This is a genomic window from Zymomonas mobilis subsp. mobilis ATCC 10988, assembly GCF_000175255.2.
GTDB lineage: Bacteria > Pseudomonadota > Alphaproteobacteria > Sphingomonadales > Sphingomonadaceae > Zymomonas > Zymomonas mobilis.
Genome location: NC_017262.1, coordinates 468,129 through 484,957, shown reverse-complemented (window position 1 = coordinate 484,957; position 16,829 = coordinate 468,129). Strand labels below are relative to the sequence as shown.

The 16,829-nt window shown below is 44.2% G+C and carries 14 protein-coding genes; 3 read left to right on the top strand and 11 right to left on the bottom strand.

All coding sequences use genetic code 11. The features are described 5' to 3' along the window. The first annotated feature begins 205 nt into the window (after positions 1-205). The gene (locus ZMOB_RS02190) at positions 206-796 is read left to right on the top strand and encodes an HpnM family protein (RefSeq protein ID WP_014500504.1); all 591 of its coding nucleotides are present in this window, start codon (positions 206-208) and stop codon (positions 794-796) included. A gap of 69 nt (positions 797-865) precedes the next feature. Here ZMOB_RS02190 and ZMOB_RS02185 read toward each other — a convergent pair whose 3' ends face one another. The 6 genes from ZMOB_RS02185 to rplM all read right to left on the bottom strand — a co-directional run bounded on the left by ZMOB_RS02185 (position 866) and on the right by rplM (position 7,099). Beyond that, complete coding sequence (locus tag ZMOB_RS02185; RefSeq protein WP_011240743.1) at positions 866-1,198, bottom strand: hypothetical protein; 333 nt, start codon at positions 1,196-1,198, stop codon at positions 866-868. Then, a complete protein-coding gene (gene cheB / locus ZMOB_RS02180) occupies positions 1,186-2,211 on the bottom strand; it encodes a chemotaxis-specific protein-glutamate methyltransferase CheB (protein ID WP_011240744.1) in 1,026 nt (341 codons plus the stop codon). The genes ZMOB_RS02185 and cheB overlap by 13 nt, the downstream gene beginning before the upstream one ends. Positions 2,212-2,567: 356 nt before the next feature. Beyond that, positions 2,568-4,241, bottom strand: a complete 1,674-nt coding sequence (locus tag ZMOB_RS02175) for a chemotaxis protein CheW (protein ID WP_014500503.1) — start codon at positions 4,239-4,241, stop codon at positions 2,568-2,570. Between the two features lie 220 nt (positions 4,242-4,461). Then, positions 4,462-5,865, bottom strand: a complete 1,404-nt coding sequence (locus ZMOB_RS02170) for a globin-coupled sensor protein (protein ID WP_014500502.1) — start codon at positions 5,863-5,865, stop codon at positions 4,462-4,464. Positions 5,866-6,071: 206 nt separating this feature from the next. Beyond that, the gene (gene rpsI / locus ZMOB_RS02165) at positions 6,072-6,620 is read right to left on the bottom strand and encodes a 30S ribosomal protein S9 (RefSeq protein WP_014500501.1); all 549 of its coding nucleotides are present in this window, start codon (positions 6,618-6,620) and stop codon (positions 6,072-6,074) included. Next, positions 6,620-7,099, bottom strand: coding sequence for a 50S ribosomal protein L13 (rplM, locus tag ZMOB_RS02160; RefSeq protein ID WP_011240748.1), 480 nt, complete (start codon positions 7,097-7,099; stop codon positions 6,620-6,622). The genes rpsI and rplM overlap by 1 nt, the downstream gene beginning before the upstream one ends. A 329-nt stretch (positions 7,100-7,428) precedes the next feature. On the opposite strand from rplM, the gene ZMOB_RS02155 reads away from it, so the two are divergent. Then, positions 7,429-7,812, top strand: coding sequence for a MerC domain-containing protein (locus ZMOB_RS02155; RefSeq protein ID WP_011240749.1), 384 nt, complete (start codon positions 7,429-7,431; stop codon positions 7,810-7,812). A gap of 62 nt (positions 7,813-7,874) precedes the next feature. On the opposite strand, the gene ZMOB_RS02150 is transcribed toward ZMOB_RS02155, so the two are convergent. From ZMOB_RS02150 to ZMOB_RS02135, 4 genes are all read right to left on the bottom strand, one after another. Then, the gene (locus ZMOB_RS02150) at positions 7,875-8,408 is read right to left on the bottom strand and encodes a DUF192 domain-containing protein (protein ID WP_012817097.1); all 534 of its coding nucleotides are present in this window, start codon (positions 8,406-8,408) and stop codon (positions 7,875-7,877) included. Between the two features lie 229 nt (positions 8,409-8,637). Next, on the bottom strand, positions 8,638-9,192 hold the full coding sequence (locus ZMOB_RS02145) for a recombinase family protein (protein ID WP_011240751.1): 555 nt from the start codon (positions 9,190-9,192) through the stop codon (positions 8,638-8,640). Positions 9,193-9,416: 224 nt separating this feature from the next. Then, on the bottom strand, positions 9,417-10,595 hold the full coding sequence (locus tag ZMOB_RS02140; protein WP_014500500.1) for an aldose epimerase family protein: 1,179 nt from the start codon (positions 10,593-10,595) through the stop codon (positions 9,417-9,419). Between the two features lie 503 nt (positions 10,596-11,098). Continuing rightward, positions 11,099-12,676: a lysine--tRNA ligase gene (locus tag ZMOB_RS02135; protein ID WP_014500499.1), complete on the bottom strand. Its 1,578-nt coding sequence runs from the start codon at positions 12,674-12,676 to the stop codon at positions 11,099-11,101. Between the two features lie 371 nt (positions 12,677-13,047). On the opposite strand from ZMOB_RS02135, the gene ZMOB_RS02130 reads away from it, so the two are divergent. Then, complete coding sequence (locus ZMOB_RS02130; protein WP_014500498.1) at positions 13,048-15,768, top strand: ATP-dependent DNA helicase; 2,721 nt, start codon at positions 13,048-13,050, stop codon at positions 15,766-15,768. Here the strand turns inward: ZMOB_RS02130 and ZMOB_RS02125 are convergent, their stop codons facing one another. Continuing rightward, entirely contained in the window at positions 15,769-16,815 is a 1,047-nt protein-coding gene (locus ZMOB_RS02125) for a serine hydrolase domain-containing protein (protein ID WP_014500497.1), read from the bottom strand. It abuts the gene before it with no gap. Positions 16,816-16,829 lie beyond the last annotated feature (14 nt).

Sequence of the window (16,829 nt, the reverse complement as noted above, 5' to 3'; positions counted from 1 at the left end):
CTTGTTTCAAGGTTATTGTTCTTTCCTCGTTCATTAGATGCTTTTTAAAAAGACATATTAAACCAAGGGAAGAAAGCCGACGGGAAAATCAGGATATTACATTTCCATTATTTCCGGCATTTTTATAAATGGGAGATAAGTAAGAAATGTGGAATCGTATTTTGCCTCTTTCCATATTCATGTGAATTGAAGAGTAGGATTTTTTATGGCTTTAAAATTGAAAAATATAATACCCGCTATTTTGGTGACGGTAGCGCCGGTTGCAGCCTTTGCTCAAGCGAGCGATCCTGCCGCCACCCAAATTGACGCCTATCACAATGCTATTATCGAAATCATGAAGCAGGGAAAAAGCCTTGGAATTTCTGGCCGGATAACGCGCTTTGAAACCTTGGTTCATGACTATTATGACATGCCAACCATGACGTCTTTGGTTGTCGGATCTGGTTGGTCTTCAGCTTCCCAAGCGGATCGCGATCAGGCTATTGCGGCTTTGGAACATCATAGTGCCGTTATGTTGGCCAGCAATTTTGTCAGTTATGGCGGTGAACAGTTTAAAACCGAACTGCCTGTTACCAGCCGTGGTTCTGATAAATTGGTACGGGCAACGATCACGAGTGATAAGCTGATTTACCGGATGCGTTTTAGTCAGGGTAAATGGAGAATCGTCGATATTATTTCGGATGGCGTCAGCCAGTTAGCGGTTCAGCGCGCTGACTTCTCTTCGACGGTTGCTTCTAATGGTATTCCGGGACTGGTTCACAAATTGGCAACGATTGATGCCAAAACCATGAAATAATTGAAGCGTATTTCCTTAGGCCGGAGCTTTTTTAAGATCCGGCTTATTTTTTAGAAAAGACGCCTTGCATTATTTGTTATTGAGGCGTGCTGCCAAAACCTCAAGCGGGATATGTTTGACCGCTTCAAGGCGATCATCAGCCTGTAAGATATCCGCGATGATAGCAAGCCTTTGTGTAATATGGTCGAAATCCTGTAAAACAGAGACATGATTTTCGACAACATAGCTATCGCCGCATAATATCACTGATAGATGTTCGACATCATGGCGCACCAAAGCGACTTCGGCGGCCAGCTTTTTAAATAAAAGGGTGGTTGCCCGATTATTTTTGCACAAATCTCCGGAACAGGGACGAGCCTGTTCCGGATTGAGAAAATCTTTATCTGATTTTATTTCTGACATTTAGCAAGAACCACAGAGGCGATATCGCCGATAGCGACCTCCTGATCGATAACCTTGGCATCGCGAGCAGCGCGGGGTGCATCACCAGCGATAGCGGTTTCCTGATCTTGAGCAAAAGTGAACGCGCCACTAGCTTTCAATGCCCGCATCCCGGCAACGCCATCATCACCAACCCCCGTCAAAATACCGGCAACAACATCATCTTTGGCGGTTTTTGCAAGGGCTGCAAATAGCAAGCTGGCGCTGGGGCGGTGGCCTTGGACAGGTTCCTTGGGAAGCAAGCGAATGGTCGGATCAGGCCAACGGTCAATCACCACATGGTTATTGGTGTCGCTGGCAATATAGATCACGCCTTGTTTTAATTTGGCACCATCTTTGGCCAGTTTGACCTGAGGTTTGATAGCAGAACCCAAACGAGTCAGATAAATTTCGGTAAAACTATCATCCAAAGGTTGAACAATAAGGGTCGGAGGGCAGTTGGCCGGAAATTCCGGTAAAATGTCAAGCATTGCATCCACGCCACCCGTTGAGGTCGCAAGGGCAATCATCTTACCATTCCATTCCAGTTCGTCTTTGGCAACCTTACGCTGTCTGGTCTTTTTACGGATTTTACCGCCAGCCGCAGCAACAATCAGTTCAGCCAGTTTAGGCCCAAGTTTTTTGAAAACTTCCAGAGTCACATTCTGTGGTTTCGGGAAGCATTCAAATGCGCCCAATTCCAAAGCACGCAGTGAAATTTCTGCACCACGCTGGGTCAGCGTCGAAAGCATGATGACCGGCATTGGCCGTTCTTTCATGATTTCTTCGAGAAATTCGATACCGCTCATTCCCGGCATTTCGACGTCAAGCGTAATGACCTGGGGTGATAATTCTGTAATACGTTCCCGTGCTTCATCTGCATTCGCCGCGACGCCGACAACCTGAATATTATCAAAGCTGTCCAGCACCTCGGAAAAGAGGGTGCGCATGGTGAGAGAATCATCAACAATTAAAACGCGAACAGGATCGCTCATTCCGTATCCCTTTATATTGATTTTAAAACGCCCGTTATGTGGAGAAAACTGGTTCAATATGAAGCAGTTGTTTAAAAACCGATATTTCTAAATCCTATTGAATGTCTATCATTTGATAGAAAGTTTAATACCATAAACTCTAAAATATGCTTAACAAAATCGGCTTTTGTCTTTATATTTCAGACATATAAGGCAATGCTCTTCTGGAAAAATTATCAATTTTTATAGAAAATCCGAAGTCGTCAAAAATATAAAAACCGACTCCTCAATAAAAATGCGCATCCATCCAAAACGGATTTTTAAATTAAAATATTTTACGTAATAATAAAAATATATTCTTTTAAAATAATGTAAAATTAACTGTATTTGTGAGGGTTTAATAAGGAGTCTATGTCAATAACTAGAGCCGTTTGACCTTCTTGTAGAAAAGCAACCCCACTAATACCGTGCACAGCTTGGAAATTTTTTTCGAGGCTTTGAACTAAAACCTGTCTTTGGCTTTCAAGAGCATCAACGATAATCATCACTTCTGGTTGGTGAATCGTCGGGTCAATTCTGATCAGGATTTTTCGGCCTGTCTTAAAAGAATCCTGTGTGAAATTTTCCTCTCCCAATAAGGCAGAAAGCGCAATAGCCGGAAACCACTGATCCCGTAGTTGGATCATTGACTGTCTTTCATCGACCCAATGAATATCTTCTGCGTTGACCGCGATGCTTTCGATGATATCGGAGATAGGCAGGATATAGCTTTGATCTTTGACGGTGGTAATCAGGCCTTCAACCATCGTTTGATTAAGGGGTAGAAGCATCGTGACCCGCGTGCCTAAACGGGGAGGAGCATAAATGCGGATTTCTCCCTTTAATGACTGAACAATGTCTTTGACGGTCGCAAAGCCGCCTTTTCCATGATGCGAGGCATGGCTTTCAAAAGATTGCGTTTCGTCTGCTTTCCCATCTGGAGCATCTTTATCTGCAATTATGCCGTATTGTTCGGCAATTTTGACCAGTTTTTTCCAAAGAATGCCACGGCCATCATCGGCGATAATGATCTTTAAGCGGCTGGCATGATAGCGGGCTTCCAAGCGAATATGACCTTCGCGAGGTTTACCCATTTCCTGACGCGTTTCGCTTTCTTCAATGCCGTGAAAGGCCGCATTATCGACAAGTTCAAGTAAAGCCTTGCCAAGATCAATGACGATCCGTTTGTCGATTTTGATTTCAGATCCGATAACTGAAAAAATAATATTTTTGTGATTATTACCGCATCTTTGCTTAATGATATCAATGACTTGTTTAAAAAGCGGCTCGATAGTCTGAGTTTGGAGCGCCATAGCATAATTATTGGCAGATTGGATCAGTTGATCCAATTTTTCGAGCGCATTGACCCGACCAGCTTTTTCATCTGAAAGGCCATGAGTGAGACTTAATTCTGAACGAATGCTCAGCATTTCGTGGAATATATCGAATAGGTTATCCAGTTTTTCAGGATTAACTGGAATATGCGGTTCAAGACTGCCTTCAACGTGAAGCGTTTCATCCGTGGCATTTTGATGAATACGCGTTACGGGATCATCGGCCACCAGAGCGTTTTTGGATAAAATGACTTCTGGCTTGTCTATAGTGATTTCATGACCGACTTTTTTAATCGCATATTGAGAAGAATGGGCGATTGTCTTTTGTAATTCTTCTTCAATCTGGGTCTGGTCAACCGGAATCTGTTTTGATGTAATGGCCAGAATGTCATTTTCGATCGTATCAAAACTACGCTGGATAAGATCAATTAAGAACAGATTTAAAGCCAAGCGATCTTTGCGGATCGCTTCTATCAGTTGCGCTAGTAAAAAAGTTAACTGAACTAACGCTGTTTCATTATTGCCAGAGGCCTGATTATTCAGTTCTTTTATCGCCATTTCCAGACGGAGCAGGCATTTGCTGTCATAGATACCGGCCTGACAGGCCTTTAGATCATTTTCGATCGTTTTTTTTTGGGCTTGCCATAAAGTAAACAGTTTTTTTTCGGGCTGTGTCATAAATTATACCGTCTTCCCCGAAAGAACGTCTGATAGTTCCTGTTACCTTTGAATGCCGAAAAGGGACATTCAGAAAATAGCGATTGCCTAAAGCCTTTATCCGTCTTGTTATTATATCAAAAAGGCAAAATAGGCTGGAAAATTTTTCCTATTACGTCAAGGATCAATTGGAAAGCGCGCATGATATTTGACGTTTTTTATCGCTATAAATAAAGCAAAATTAGTTTGTTTTCTCATCTGCCCCTAGATGAAAACGTTCCAAAGCGGTGCCAAGTAGGTCAATTGCCTCGACAATATTTCGAGAAGCTTCGGTTGATTGCTCAACAATAACGCCCCCTTGTTGCGTTATTTGTTCAGTATTTTTAACGGTCGCAGCGGCGTTTTGCAGCTCTTGTGATTGAGATGCCGCTGATAGTGAAATATCATGAGCCTGCCGGTTAACGGTTTCGATACTCTCTATAATTTCTTCAAAGGTTTTGCCGGTATTTTCAACATGATTTTTTGTGATGCTAAGCTGTTTTAAACTGTCTTCAATAAGGGTTTTAATACCTGCGGCGGCTTCGGCTGAACGCTGAGCCAGCGCCCGAACTTCATTCGCAACAACGGTGAAGCCTCGACCTGCTTCGCTCGCTTTCGCGGCTTCAATACTAGCATTTAAAGCCAAAAGATTGGTTTGAAATGCGATATCATCAATGAGGGTAACGATATTGGAAATCTTTTTAGATGAGGCGGACAACGCTTCCATGCTCTTGATGGCATCATAGGCGATACGGCCACCTTCACCTGCTTTTTCCCGTGTTTCATCAATGGATTTACTGACATCCTTTGCCTGTAAAGCCGTGTTTTTGGCCGCTTCGGCAATATGACTCATGGTATTGGTTGCATCACCCAATGTCTGAATTTGGTGATGGCTGGAATCGGTTAAAGATTGCGAAAAACGACCGATATTATGCGCTTCTGATTTGGCGCGATGAGCGATTTCGATAACTTGGGCGATCACACCCGCTAAGCTAGAACGCATAACGGCGAAGTCATTCGCGATCGCAGCATAGTTTTTCGGGATATGTTCTAGAACGACATCAAAATTTTGTTCGGCCATCTGGTTAAGCGCTTTGCTCAAGCTCGTCAGGATGGTGTTCCGTTCCTGACGCTCGTAATCCAGATAATTCGACAGAACAATTTCAATATCAAGAAGGGTTAATTTGACTAAAGAGCCAATTGTATCGGCTAATTTGCGGTTGAGAAATAAACCTGCCGCTGAGGATTTTATCGCCCGCGTAATTAATTGTTCCAAACTAACAGCATAGGCGCTGATATAATAGGTAGGCGTTACCCCAATTTGGGCATGAATGGCACCGATTTTTTTGGAAGTTTCCTCACTTTTTTTATCCAAAGGTAAGGTGAACCACGAGAGCCAATGCGCTAGCTGCTTCTTTTTTGCCTTTTCAATCGCGTCTTTGCTTTTGAAAAAACGGGCAGCCGAAGTGCGTGTCAGATGCGTATAAAGATAATCAAGGGTTTTCTGCCCATGACGCTCAACAATTTTTTTGAGCGCGGGAAAATTTTTATAGTCACCGGCAGTGACGTTAAATAACTTTAAACGTTCCTTGAAATCTTCAGCCACGCAAAATCCTTAATTTGGAATCCGTTTAGTCGTTTATCGGACATTCTGTTCCCAAGCAAAAAAGCACAAAGAACATGGGGGTAGAGTGTCCTTTACTTTTACGGCATATAGCCGGAAATTTACATCCATTTTAAAAGAAAAAGGGTGCCAAAATGGCACCCTTTTTGTCTTTTTCTTTATAAATTGTTTTATAAAGTAAAAAGATCTTAACGTTTGGAGAACTGGAAGCTACGGCGAGCTTTGGCACGACCGTATTTCTTACGTTCAACCGCACGGCTATCGCGCGTCAGGAAGCCAGCAGCCTTCACAGAAGAACGCAGAGCCGGTTCGTAGCGGGTCAAAGCCTGAGAAATACCATGCTTTACGGCACCAGCCTGACCAGAGAGACCGCCACCGGTAACGGTTGCGACAACATCATACTGGCCACGACGTTCCGTGACGTCGAAAGGCTGATTGATAACCAAACGCAAGGTCGGACGGGCGAAGTAAAATTCCTGATCGCGACCGTTTACAGTGATCTTGCCGCTGCCCGGTTTGATCCAGACGCGAGCAACAGCGTCTTTACGACGGCCAGTTGCATAAGCACGACCCTGTGCGTCCAAAATCTGCTCACGCAGGGGAGCAGGTTCGGCAACAGCAGCTTTTTCTTCAACAACAGTTTCTGTAACAACAGAGGTCGTTGCGGCACCGGCTTTCGCTGCGCCGGCTTTTGCCAGATCAGCAAGATCGGAAAGAGATTGACGATGATCAGCCATCAGGCACCCACCTTATTTTTACGGTTCATAGCCGCAACATCAAGAACTTCAGGATTCTGAGCCGTATGCGAATGTTCTGCACCGGCAAAGATACGGAGGTTACGCATTTGCTGGCGACCTAAGGGGCCACGGGGAATCATGCGTTCAACCGCTTTTTCCAATACACGTTCCGGAAAACGTCCGCCCAAAACTTTGGCCGGAGTGGTTTCCTTGATACCACCAGCATAACCGGTATGCTTGTAGTATACTTTTTTCTGCATTTTACGGCCGGTGAAACGAACCTTGTCTGCATTGATAACAACAACATTGTCGCCGCAGTCAATGTAAGGCGTAAAGCTCGGTTTGTGCTTGCCGCGCAGAAGATTAGCGATAATCGTTGCGACACGACCAACAACTAATCCTTCGGCATCAATCAGATGCCATTTTTTTTCGACGGTTGCAGGCGTTGCCGGCTTCGTCGTTTTCATGAGCGCCTTCATGGGCTCTTGTTCCTCATATGGCTAAAATTCGTAAAATCACGGAAATTCCTGCCTAAAACAGAAATGCCGTCTATTGAAGGCAGGTGAATACAGTCTAGGCCGGAATAGTCAAGAAAAATAAGGGTTTTTAGAGTGGTATTATAATACCGCGATGATTTTTTGTTCTTTTATATCCCAAAAAATGATCGGTTTTCGATCATCCTTAAGAGGGTAAAATGACCGCCGTTACGTTGTAACATATACTGACACCTCCCATATAACCGGAAGACCAGCGCATCTTATCAACTGCCATAGTAAAAGGATGCCTTATTCAATTTTAGGATAAAGAGATGATAAAGCGAATTTTTCAGTCTCATTGGCTAGATCGCATCGCTGTTGTGCTTTCAGGATTATGCGCTATCCATTGTTTCGGCGGATTATTTCTTTTGCTCTTTTTGTCCGAAGTATCCGATCGTCTTAACGACCCGCGTATTCATGAAATCGGTTTGGGGTTAGCTGTTCTTTTTGCTTTATTGGGATTGGGTGGCGGATTTTTATCTCACCATAAATGGCGTCCTGTTATTATAGGCTTTATTGGTATTGCCTTTATGTCTGTTGGATTATTTGTAGGTCATAGTGTGGCAGAGGATGTTTGCACGGTGATTGGGGTTTCTTTGGTAGCCTGCGCCCATTTGATGAATCATCGCGTTAGACGGCATAGCTGCCTTCATTGATAAAAAGGCTGGCGATATATTTCTGCTTTTGAAGATGCAAAAATATATCGCTTCCTGTTTCTCTATTTTTTTTCTTGAAAGAATTTTTCGGGGAAGGGCAGTGTCGAAGAACATTGCTTGATCGTTATCCGTGAACCAGTTGTAATATTGTGGCTGCTTAAAAGGCCTTTCCCGACTTCTAAGGCAACGCGAACCGGCTTGTCAGAGACATGAAGCTCTGTCGTATTCGGCTTCATATTTTCTATTTGAGTGATTTCACCCTTATCATTGATAAAAGCTACTGACATAGGCCGTAATACCGACCGCATCGTAAAGGCATAGCGACGCGGTTGATCCCATAGGAAAAGCATGATCGGTGTACCGTTATACAAATTGGCAACACCTTGGTTGATCTGTTCTTTGGTATGGGCGACAGGAACCGTTGTGAATGGGATTTTTGTTCCGAAACTGGCTGTTTTAATTTCAAATTCGCAGTTTGCCCATGGGTCATTAGTGGGCGGAACGGCTTCTGTTGATGTGGGCGTTTCTTTATAATCGGGCGTGTCGTTATTGGCAGATAAGATAAAAACCGCTGCCAACATAAGGATTTTACGCATCGGATATGCCTTTTTATACTCGAATTCAGAAATTCTTTATCAGGATATCCATTTGTTGAACATCCAATAGCGTATATTCAGGGCATATAAAGAAACGGCTTTGGTTTAGCTTTCTAAAAAGCATCTTTGATAAAAATAGGGTGATTTTTGTTCACCAAATAAAATCTTGATCCTGTCCGGATCGGGGAAACATCACCTCCTCATTCTGAAAAATATTAAACCGATTATTTTATTTTTTGGCTTTCAAATAGCGATAAAGCGTTGCTCGGCTGACACCAGAAGCCCGACAAATATCAGCAATCGGCATATCGGGGTTGCTGTGATAAAGCGTAATAGCGGTGTTAATTTTATCCTCCGGCATATGGGGACGTCCACCCAAGCGACCTCTTGCCCTTGCTGCCTTCAAACCGGCTTGAGTGCGTTCGCGGATAAGATTGCGTTCAAATTCCGCCATCGCCCCGAAAATATGGAAAATCAAACCGCCATCAGAAGAGGCTGTATCAATCTTTTCCGAGAGGCTTTCAAAAAGAACCAAACGTTTTTTTAAATTATCGACTAAGGTAATCAATTCTTTGAGTGACCTTGCCAGACGATCAAGCCGCCAGACGATAAATTTATCGCCTTCGCGCATGAAATTTAAGGCTTCCTCAAGCCCCGGCCTCTCAGCTTTGATGCTGCTTACTTTATCAGTAAATACTTCTTCGCAGCCAGCTTCCTTTAAAGCCTTGATCTGGTCATCCAGATTCTCTTCATGGGTTGAAACCCTTGCATATCCAATTTTCATAATTCTCTTTTATTTCCGAATTTTAATTTTGATATAGTGATTATAAGATGCGTTTTAAGATTAAATATAATAAAGGTTATATTACAATAGGGTATACGGATAATCTTTAAATCTTTTTAATTCTGTATACCGCAATATGTAATAATGAGAAATATATGAGACATTAGGTAGCAACTAATAGAGGTTATTAGTCACTACCCATATGCCTATATTAAAGAGATATTCTAACGACGCGTTCCAAAGCGGAAAATCGTCGTATAATCAAATACCTGTCCCGGTTTGAGTTCGGTTGTCGGGAAATTGGAGTGATTGGGCGAGTCCGGAAAATGTTCAGCTTCAAAAGCAATAGCGTCGGTTTGGCGATATTGTTTGTTGCTTTTGCCGTAATAAGTACCGTCCAAAGAATTGGAGGTATAAACCTGCATCCCCGGTTGAGATGTCAGCACATCCATTGTTCGTCCCGTTTTAGGATCGAAAATTTGGGCTGCGAGGCGAGGTTGTTTCCCATATTCTCCGTTAATAACCCAATTCTGATCATATCCCCGTGCATAGCGGAGCTGTTCATTGTTGTCGCGCAAATGATCGCCAATTCGCATTGGATTACGGAAATCAAGGACAGTGCCTGCTACAGGGGCTATCTCGCCAGTAGGAATAGAGGTCGTATCCGTCGGCGTATAGTTATCGGCGTTAATTTTTAAAATCTGGTTTTCAATCGAACCGGAGCCTTCGCCGCTTAAGTTAAAATAGCTGTGATTGGTTAGATTGAGAACCGTCGGCTTGTCCGTTTTAGCCTGATAACGCAGCCGCAATTCATTTTTGTCATTCAATGTATAGGTGACATGAACCGTTAAATTCCCCGGGAAACCTTGGTCATTATCGGGGCTGACCAAAGTTAATTCTGCACCCGCCTCATGTTCGGTGGCGGGCAGGGGACGGACTGTCCAAACATATTTATCAAAACCCCTTGTCCCCCCATGTAAGGCATTCGGCGCAGCGGTTACGGGGACATGATAGGTTTTGCCGCCGAGGCTGTAAGTACCATTCGCAATCCGGTTGGCATATCGACCAATCAATGCACCAAAAAAGAGGCCGCCTTTCGCTGCATCTACGGTATAGCCTTTGAGATCGGAAAATCCGAGAACAATATCACCGGCTTTACCATCGCGATCAGGCGTTTCGATGGATTGGATGATACCGCCATAAGAAATAAAACGAACGGTTACGCCATTAGCGTTTTTTAAGGTGTAAATCTGAACAGGTTGGCCTTCAGGAGTGGTGCCAAAGGGCGCACTACTTAAACTGACCGAAGACGCAGCGCTATAGGCAGCCGTCGGTGTGATAACCGCCGCTGGCACAGATAAACCGAGGCATAAATACATTATTTGTTTTGATAGATAGCGCATGTGACAATCTTTCTTCAATTTGTAAAAACTGAATCAGTAAATCTCTTATTTATTTGTTGAATATTTAGACGAATTAAATAAGATAATCGAAGAAAGATATGATATTTTGTCTTAAAATCAATAATAATGCCGTTTATTTAATAATTATTATTTTAGATTAAATTTAAATTAAAAATAATATTGTTATTTTTACTAATGTAATATTAAACTTTTTTGAAGTCAACTTTGACAACGCAAGTCAAATTTAATTCAATTTATTATTTTTTCTTAAAATAAAGAGCAGAAAAGCGCTTTGAGAGAGGTTTGTGAAAGGTTGACATAATTTAAATTATACATTTTTAACTTTTTAAATCAATTTAAAATAACTTAATTTTTATTATTTGAAATTTTTAAATTATATTAAATATTTGTTTTAAGGTTATTTTTAAAAAATCTTACTAATAGGAAATGGTCTTCGGAGAGAAAACTGAATCCGTTTTCTCTCCGAAAAGAATAAGTCTTAATTATTTTGCCAAAGCTTCAGCAATCAGTTTTCTAGTATTATCCAAGCCATAGAGCTTGATAAAGCTACCCATGCGAGGACCTTGGCTGGAACCAAGCAGCGTTTCATAGAGAACACCGAACCAATCTCTTAACTGATTCTCGTAATAGCTTTTTCCGACTTCATAGACTTCGGTTTGTAAAGCCTCGGCAGAACTGTCTGCTGCCAATTTTGAAAGGCGGTTATCCAAATCTTTCAAAGCCTCTTTTTCCTGTTCTGTCGGAGCGCGACGTTTCAGGGTCGGGGCAATATGATCTTTGTGATAGGCCAAGGCAAAACCGATCAGGCGATCGAGATCGGGATATTGTTCGACAGTAGCTTCTGGTAGTAATTGATTGAGATAGCCCCAGACCATAGCCTTGTCTGCGCCATCACCCAAAACACCCACCAAATTCAGAAGCAGGCTGAAAGGCACTGGCATTTCTGTTGTCGGGACAGCACCATTGTGAATATGGTGAACCGGATTACCCAGCTTTTTATCAGCATCCTGATCATGCCAATTTTTTCTGAACTGCCAATATTCATCAATGGCACGCGGGATAACACCGAGATGTAAAGATTTTGCTTTTTTCGGTTCACGATAGGCAAAGAAAGCAAGGCTTTCTTCTGGGCCGTAGCGGAACCATTCCTCCAATCCAATGCCATTTCCCTTGGATTTGGAAATCTTTTCGCCATTTTCATCCAGAAACATTTCATAATTGAAACCTTCTGGTGGGCGACCACCGAGAACACGGGTAATTTTGGATGACTGGGTAACGGAATCAATCAAATCTTTTCCGGCCATTTCATAATCAACGCCAAGCGCCTTCCAACGCATTGCCCAATCGACTTTCCATTGCAATTTGGCTTTACCGTCAAGAATAGACTGTTCAACTGTTTCACCTTCATCCTCGAAGCAGATAATACCGGCTTCGGCATCAACGACTTCGACCGGAACCTGCAAAACAATGCCGCTTTTTTCGCTGATCGGAAGGATCGGGGAATAGGTTGCCCGTCTTTCTTCGCGAAGCGTTGGCAGCATGATATTCATAATTTTTTGATAGTTACGAAGAATATCTTTCAGCGTTTCATTGAAACGGCCAGAATTATATTGTTCGCTGGCTGAATAAAAATCATATTCAAAGCCGAAACGATCAAGGAATTCTCGCAGCATCGCATTGTTATGATGCGCGAAACTTTCATATTTGCCAAAAGGATCGGGAATACGGGATAAAGGCTTGCCCAGATGTTTAGCCAGCATTTCATGATTGGGCACATTGTCGGGAATTTTCCGCAAACCATCCATATCATCCGAGAAAGCGATCAAACGAGTCGGCGTGTCTGACAGAATTTCATAGGCGCGCCGCACCATCGTGGTTCTGAGAACTTCGTTAAAGGTGCCGATATGAGGCAGACCTGAAGGCCCGTAACCGGTTTCAAAAAGGATATACCCTTTTTCAGGAGCCGCCTTAGCATAGCGTTTCAGCAATTTTCGTGCCTCTTCAAAAGGCCATGCTTTGGATTTTTGGGCTGCAATGCGAAGCGCGTTTTCCTGTGTCATATGATCCTGTTGTGTCATAAAAGAAGACCGGACAAGAAGGCCGGTCTTGAATAAAAACTATCCGGTGCATTCCTATATACAGGGATATCAAAAATCAAAGTATCCCTTTTGACTGAATGCCGGTTATCGGGGATAGGTATTTTACCCCGTCATCCCAACTGAAGAAATCCATACCGGAGCCATAATTTGCGTTATCTTACTCTATCGGAATGGCTTTTTCAGTTGATAAACCTATCTTGGTCAGGAATTTATCCTGTTTATGCCTGATCGGGCAGATTTCAATATCGGTCGTTTAGAGGTTAATCAAGCCTTGGGACAGTGTCTTCTTTGTAAGGTGGAATAAAGTCGTCTTCTCAAGATAGGAATAATGCGTGACAGATAGCCTTTTTTCAGAAGATCAAATACCTCCGGCATTACATGTCACCCATGCTGGTATATGGATGGCTTTCCCCAATGGGAATATCCAGTCGCTTGATCGTCAGACGGCTGTCAATCTGTTACAGAAAACGCCTCTTATTCTGCTGAATGCGCCTATGGTTGCCAGCCGACTAAAAATCGAAGAGACGAGCGGAATTGATCTTCTGGAATTATTTGCTTTTGTGCATCCGGCGCGTTTTGCGGTACCAACCGCCTCAGGATTGGCGCGGTATTTAGGCTTGGATGTGCCGGAAGATGATATTTCGGCTGCCCGTATTCTCCATCAGATTACCAATCATCTTTTGAAAACGCTTTCCGACCCGAAATGGCAGGAACGGGGTGGTGCCTGGGATAGTGCCGCCGCTTTGGCGCGGCGGCAATGGAATTGGAGCCCTTTTATTGAGGCTTATTTGGAAAAGCCGCTTCATCCAGAAGCATGGTTGTTTTCCCGTTTGCCTGAATGGGAAGATGCGCCACCAAGATCGCCTATCCGTCCGGTTGTTTTATCACCGGAAGAGGCAGACGAAAGTTTGGGAAAAACTTTGGGTGAACAGGCGGAATCTAGACCCGAACAGCGCCGTTATGCTCGTCATGTCAGTCAGATATTTAGCCCCAGAGAAAAAGAGGATGAACCGCATCTACTTTTAGCGCAGGCTGGAACCGGCATCGGGAAGACATTGGGCTATTTGGCTCCAGCGGCGGAATGGGCAGAAAAAGCCGAAGGCACGGTTTGGATTTCGACCTATACCAAGGCTTTACAACGTCAGTTAGGGCGGGAAGCTGAACGGATTTTTCCTGATTTCCAGCAATATCGCGAGAAGGTCGCTATCAGGAAAGGGCGCGAAAATTATCTCTGCCTGCTCAATCTTGAAGAAGCCTTGCAGGGCAATTACCGTTATCGCACCAATATTCTGGTTCAGTTAGTTGCTCGATGGGCAGCCTATAGTCGTGATGGGGATATGGTTGGGGGCGATCTTCCCGGATGGTTGATAAGTCTGTTTCGACGTAATGGGGCTTTGTCCCTGACAGATAGGCGCGGCGAATGTATCTATTCAGCCTGTCCCCATTTTCGGCGCTGTTTTATTGAACGCGCTATTCGTGCCACCAAAAATGCCCGTATTGTTATTGCCAATCATGCTTTGGTGATGTTGTTGGCAACGGGAGATAAAAGCGAGGATAGCCATCTTAATCGCTTGATTTTTGACGAAGGGCATCATGTATTTGAATCGGCAGATTCAACCTTTGCAGCCGCCTTTACAGCCAGAGAATCTTGCGAATTAAGGCGCTGGTTGACGGGATCAGGCAGCCGCCGACGGCGAAAAGGTTTATCTGAAATAGCTGGATATGATGAAAAAATTGCGGATGCTGTCGAAGAATTGAAGGAGGCCGCTCGTTTCCTGCCTTCTGATAGCTGGTTAAAGAATTTATCCGAAGATAAGCCGCAAAATGGCATTGAAAGGCTGTTTCTGGCTATTCATCATATGGTGAAATCGCGGGCGGACAAATCCGAGCAGGGCTATAGCCTTGAAATCGAAATTATTGATGTCGATCAAGTCGTAACCGATGCCGCGAAAGAAAGCCAGACTGCGCTTCACGCTCTTCGTGAACCCTTGCTTCTGATTGGGAAGCGTCTTGAGCAATTATTGGTAGAATCACCTGATTGGCTCAACAATGCTGTGCGCGGAAAAATAGAAGGCTTGATGAACGCTTTAGGGCGGCGCGAAATGATATTATCAAGCTGGTTGAATTTGATTGAGCGGCTGACGGGGGTAGCAGAGGCGAATTTTATCGACTGGCTGGCGATCGATCGAATTGATGGCCGAGAATATGACATCGGGATCCATCGTCATTGGATTGACCCGACCCATCCCCTTGCCGAAGATGTGTTCAAATCTGCGCATGGGTTATTGATTACTTCGGCGACTTTGGGTGTGGGGCGGGTATCACCTTCTGATCTGGAAGCTGAGAAGGCCGAGGATAGTCTTTTATGGGATATGGCCGAGCAGCGAAGTGGTGCCAAACATTTGGATATTCCGCTGTTACATTTTGAGGTGAAAAGTCCGTTCCATTATCGTGATGCAGCTGAAATATTTATCGTGACCGATATTCAGAAAAATAACCTTGCGTCTTTAAGTAATGGCTATGTGCGGTTGCTGGAAGCTGCAAAAGGCGGTGCATTAGGGCTATTTTCGTCGATTCATCGATTGAGGCGCGTCCATGCGATGATTGTCGACCATCTCGCAAGGCAAGGTTTGCCACTTTATGCCCAGCATGTCGATCCAATGGATACCGGCACTTTGGTTGATATTTTTCGGGATGACCCTCATGCCTCTCTTTTGGGGACGGATGCTTTGAGAGATGGTATTGATGTTCCCGGACAATCTTTACGACTTGTGATTATGGAAGGGTTGCCTTGGCCACGTCCAACGGTTGCTCATGCTGCAAGGCGGAGAGCCTGGGGCGGGAGAGCTTATGATGACCAGATTATTCGTGCCAAACTGGCACAGGGATTTGGTCGTCTGATCCGTAGTCAGCATGACAAGGGGGCATTCGTGTTATTGTCTTCGGCAGTGCCTTCTCGGCTTTTGAATGCTTTTCCTGAAGGGGTTCCTATTCATCGTTTGCCCCTTGATGAAGTAACCGCGATGATTACAGAAAAATGCCGCTTGGAATAATTATGAAGAAAGAGCGCTGTCCCATCCTGCGATAACGGCATTTCCCGTTTTTCGCCGGATATCTTGCATAGGTACCCCTGAAAAGCGGGTAGGGTGAACGCGATTGGTTAATAATGTCCATGCCAAAGAACGGTCGAAATCTATCCATAATCCGGTTCCAGTAAAGCCGGTATGTCCAATGCTCTGATCGGAGCAAGCCTGACCACCTGCCCAGTTATCAAATTTACATTCCCAACCAAGAGTTCTTTTGGGATTGGTTGAAACGCGACGGATCGCTTCCAAGGCTTTGGGAGAAGCCGCTTGGCCATTCAAAAGCGATTGGGCAAAGTCAAGAACCGCATCGACTGTACCGAATAAACCAGCATGACCGGCCGCACCCCCCAATGCCCAAGCATTCTCATCATGCACTTCGCCTTTAAGAACACGGTGGCGGAAAACGCAATTTTCGGTCGCCACCGCAAGGGAGGTGGGTGGGGTGTAGGTAAGTCCCTTTGGTAAGGGTAAAGTGATTAATGGAGCATGATGTAGCCGTTCCAAGGCAATACCAAGCAACATAAAATTGATGTCAGAATAAACGGGCGTGGCAGTTTTTTCCCATTTGCGTTGCAAAATGAAATGCCGAAGCCGATTGGGATCGCTGCCATAGGTATAAATAGGCTCTACCGCGGGAAGACGCGTGTTATGGGTAAGGCAATCTCTGAAAGTCAGTGTCCGTTCATAGGCCGAACCGACTTCATATTGTCTTAGGTCAGGAATAGCTTTGGTCAGAGGTTGATCGAGATCAATGATTCCATCATCGACCAGTTTTAAAATAGCCGGTGTTGTCGCCATTACCTTGGTTAAAGAAGCAAGGTCGAAATAATGTTGTCGTGTCAGTTTTTCTTTTTGCGGTATAATCTGGGCAAAGCCGTCAAGGTAACATCCTTTCCGACCGTCAGCCGTGATCACGCCTAATGCGGCACCCGAGATTTTACCTTCCGCAACGAAGGCACCGACAGACCGAAAGGCTTCTTTTGCTAGATTTCCCAGTCTTTCAGAAAATGCCATGAGACGACCTGCCT

Excerpts from the sequence above, each read along its gene's own strand:
- ZMOB_RS02155 (WP_011240749.1), top strand. The coding sequence starts at position 7,429 with ATGATAAAGCGAATTTTTCAGTCTCATTGGCTAGATCGCATCGCTGTT.
- rplM (WP_011240748.1), bottom strand. The coding sequence starts at position 7,099 with ATGAAGGCGCTCATGAAAACGACGAAGCCGGCAACGCCTGCAACCGTC.
- ZMOB_RS02150 (WP_012817097.1), bottom strand. The coding sequence starts at position 8,408 with ATGCGTAAAATCCTTATGTTGGCAGCGGTTTTTATCTTATCTGCCAAT.
- ZMOB_RS02175 (WP_014500503.1), bottom strand. The coding sequence starts at position 4,241 with ATGACACAGCCCGAAAAAAAACTGTTTACTTTATGGCAAGCCCAAAAA.
- rpsI (WP_014500501.1), bottom strand. The coding sequence starts at position 6,620 with ATGGCTGATCATCGTCAATCTCTTTCCGATCTTGCTGATCTGGCAAAA.
- ZMOB_RS02185 (WP_011240743.1), bottom strand. The coding sequence starts at position 1,198 with ATGTCAGAAATAAAATCAGATAAAGATTTTCTCAATCCGGAACAGGCT.
- cheB (WP_011240744.1), bottom strand. The coding sequence starts at position 2,211 with ATGAGCGATCCTGTTCGCGTTTTAATTGTTGATGATTCTCTCACCATG.
- ZMOB_RS02135 (WP_014500499.1), bottom strand. The coding sequence starts at position 12,676 with ATGACACAGGAAAACGCGCTTCGCATTGCAGCCCAAAAATCCAAAGCA.
- ZMOB_RS02190 (WP_014500504.1), top strand. The coding sequence starts at position 206 with ATGGCTTTAAAATTGAAAAATATAATACCCGCTATTTTGGTGACGGTA.
- ZMOB_RS02125 (WP_014500497.1), bottom strand. The coding sequence starts at position 16,815 with ATGGCATTTTCTGAAAGACTGGGAAATCTAGCAAAAGAAGCCTTTCGG.
- ZMOB_RS02140 (WP_014500500.1), bottom strand. The coding sequence starts at position 10,595 with ATGCGCTATCTATCAAAACAAATAATGTATTTATGCCTCGGTTTATCT.
- ZMOB_RS02145 (WP_011240751.1), bottom strand. The coding sequence starts at position 9,192 with ATGAAAATTGGATATGCAAGGGTTTCAACCCATGAAGAGAATCTGGAT.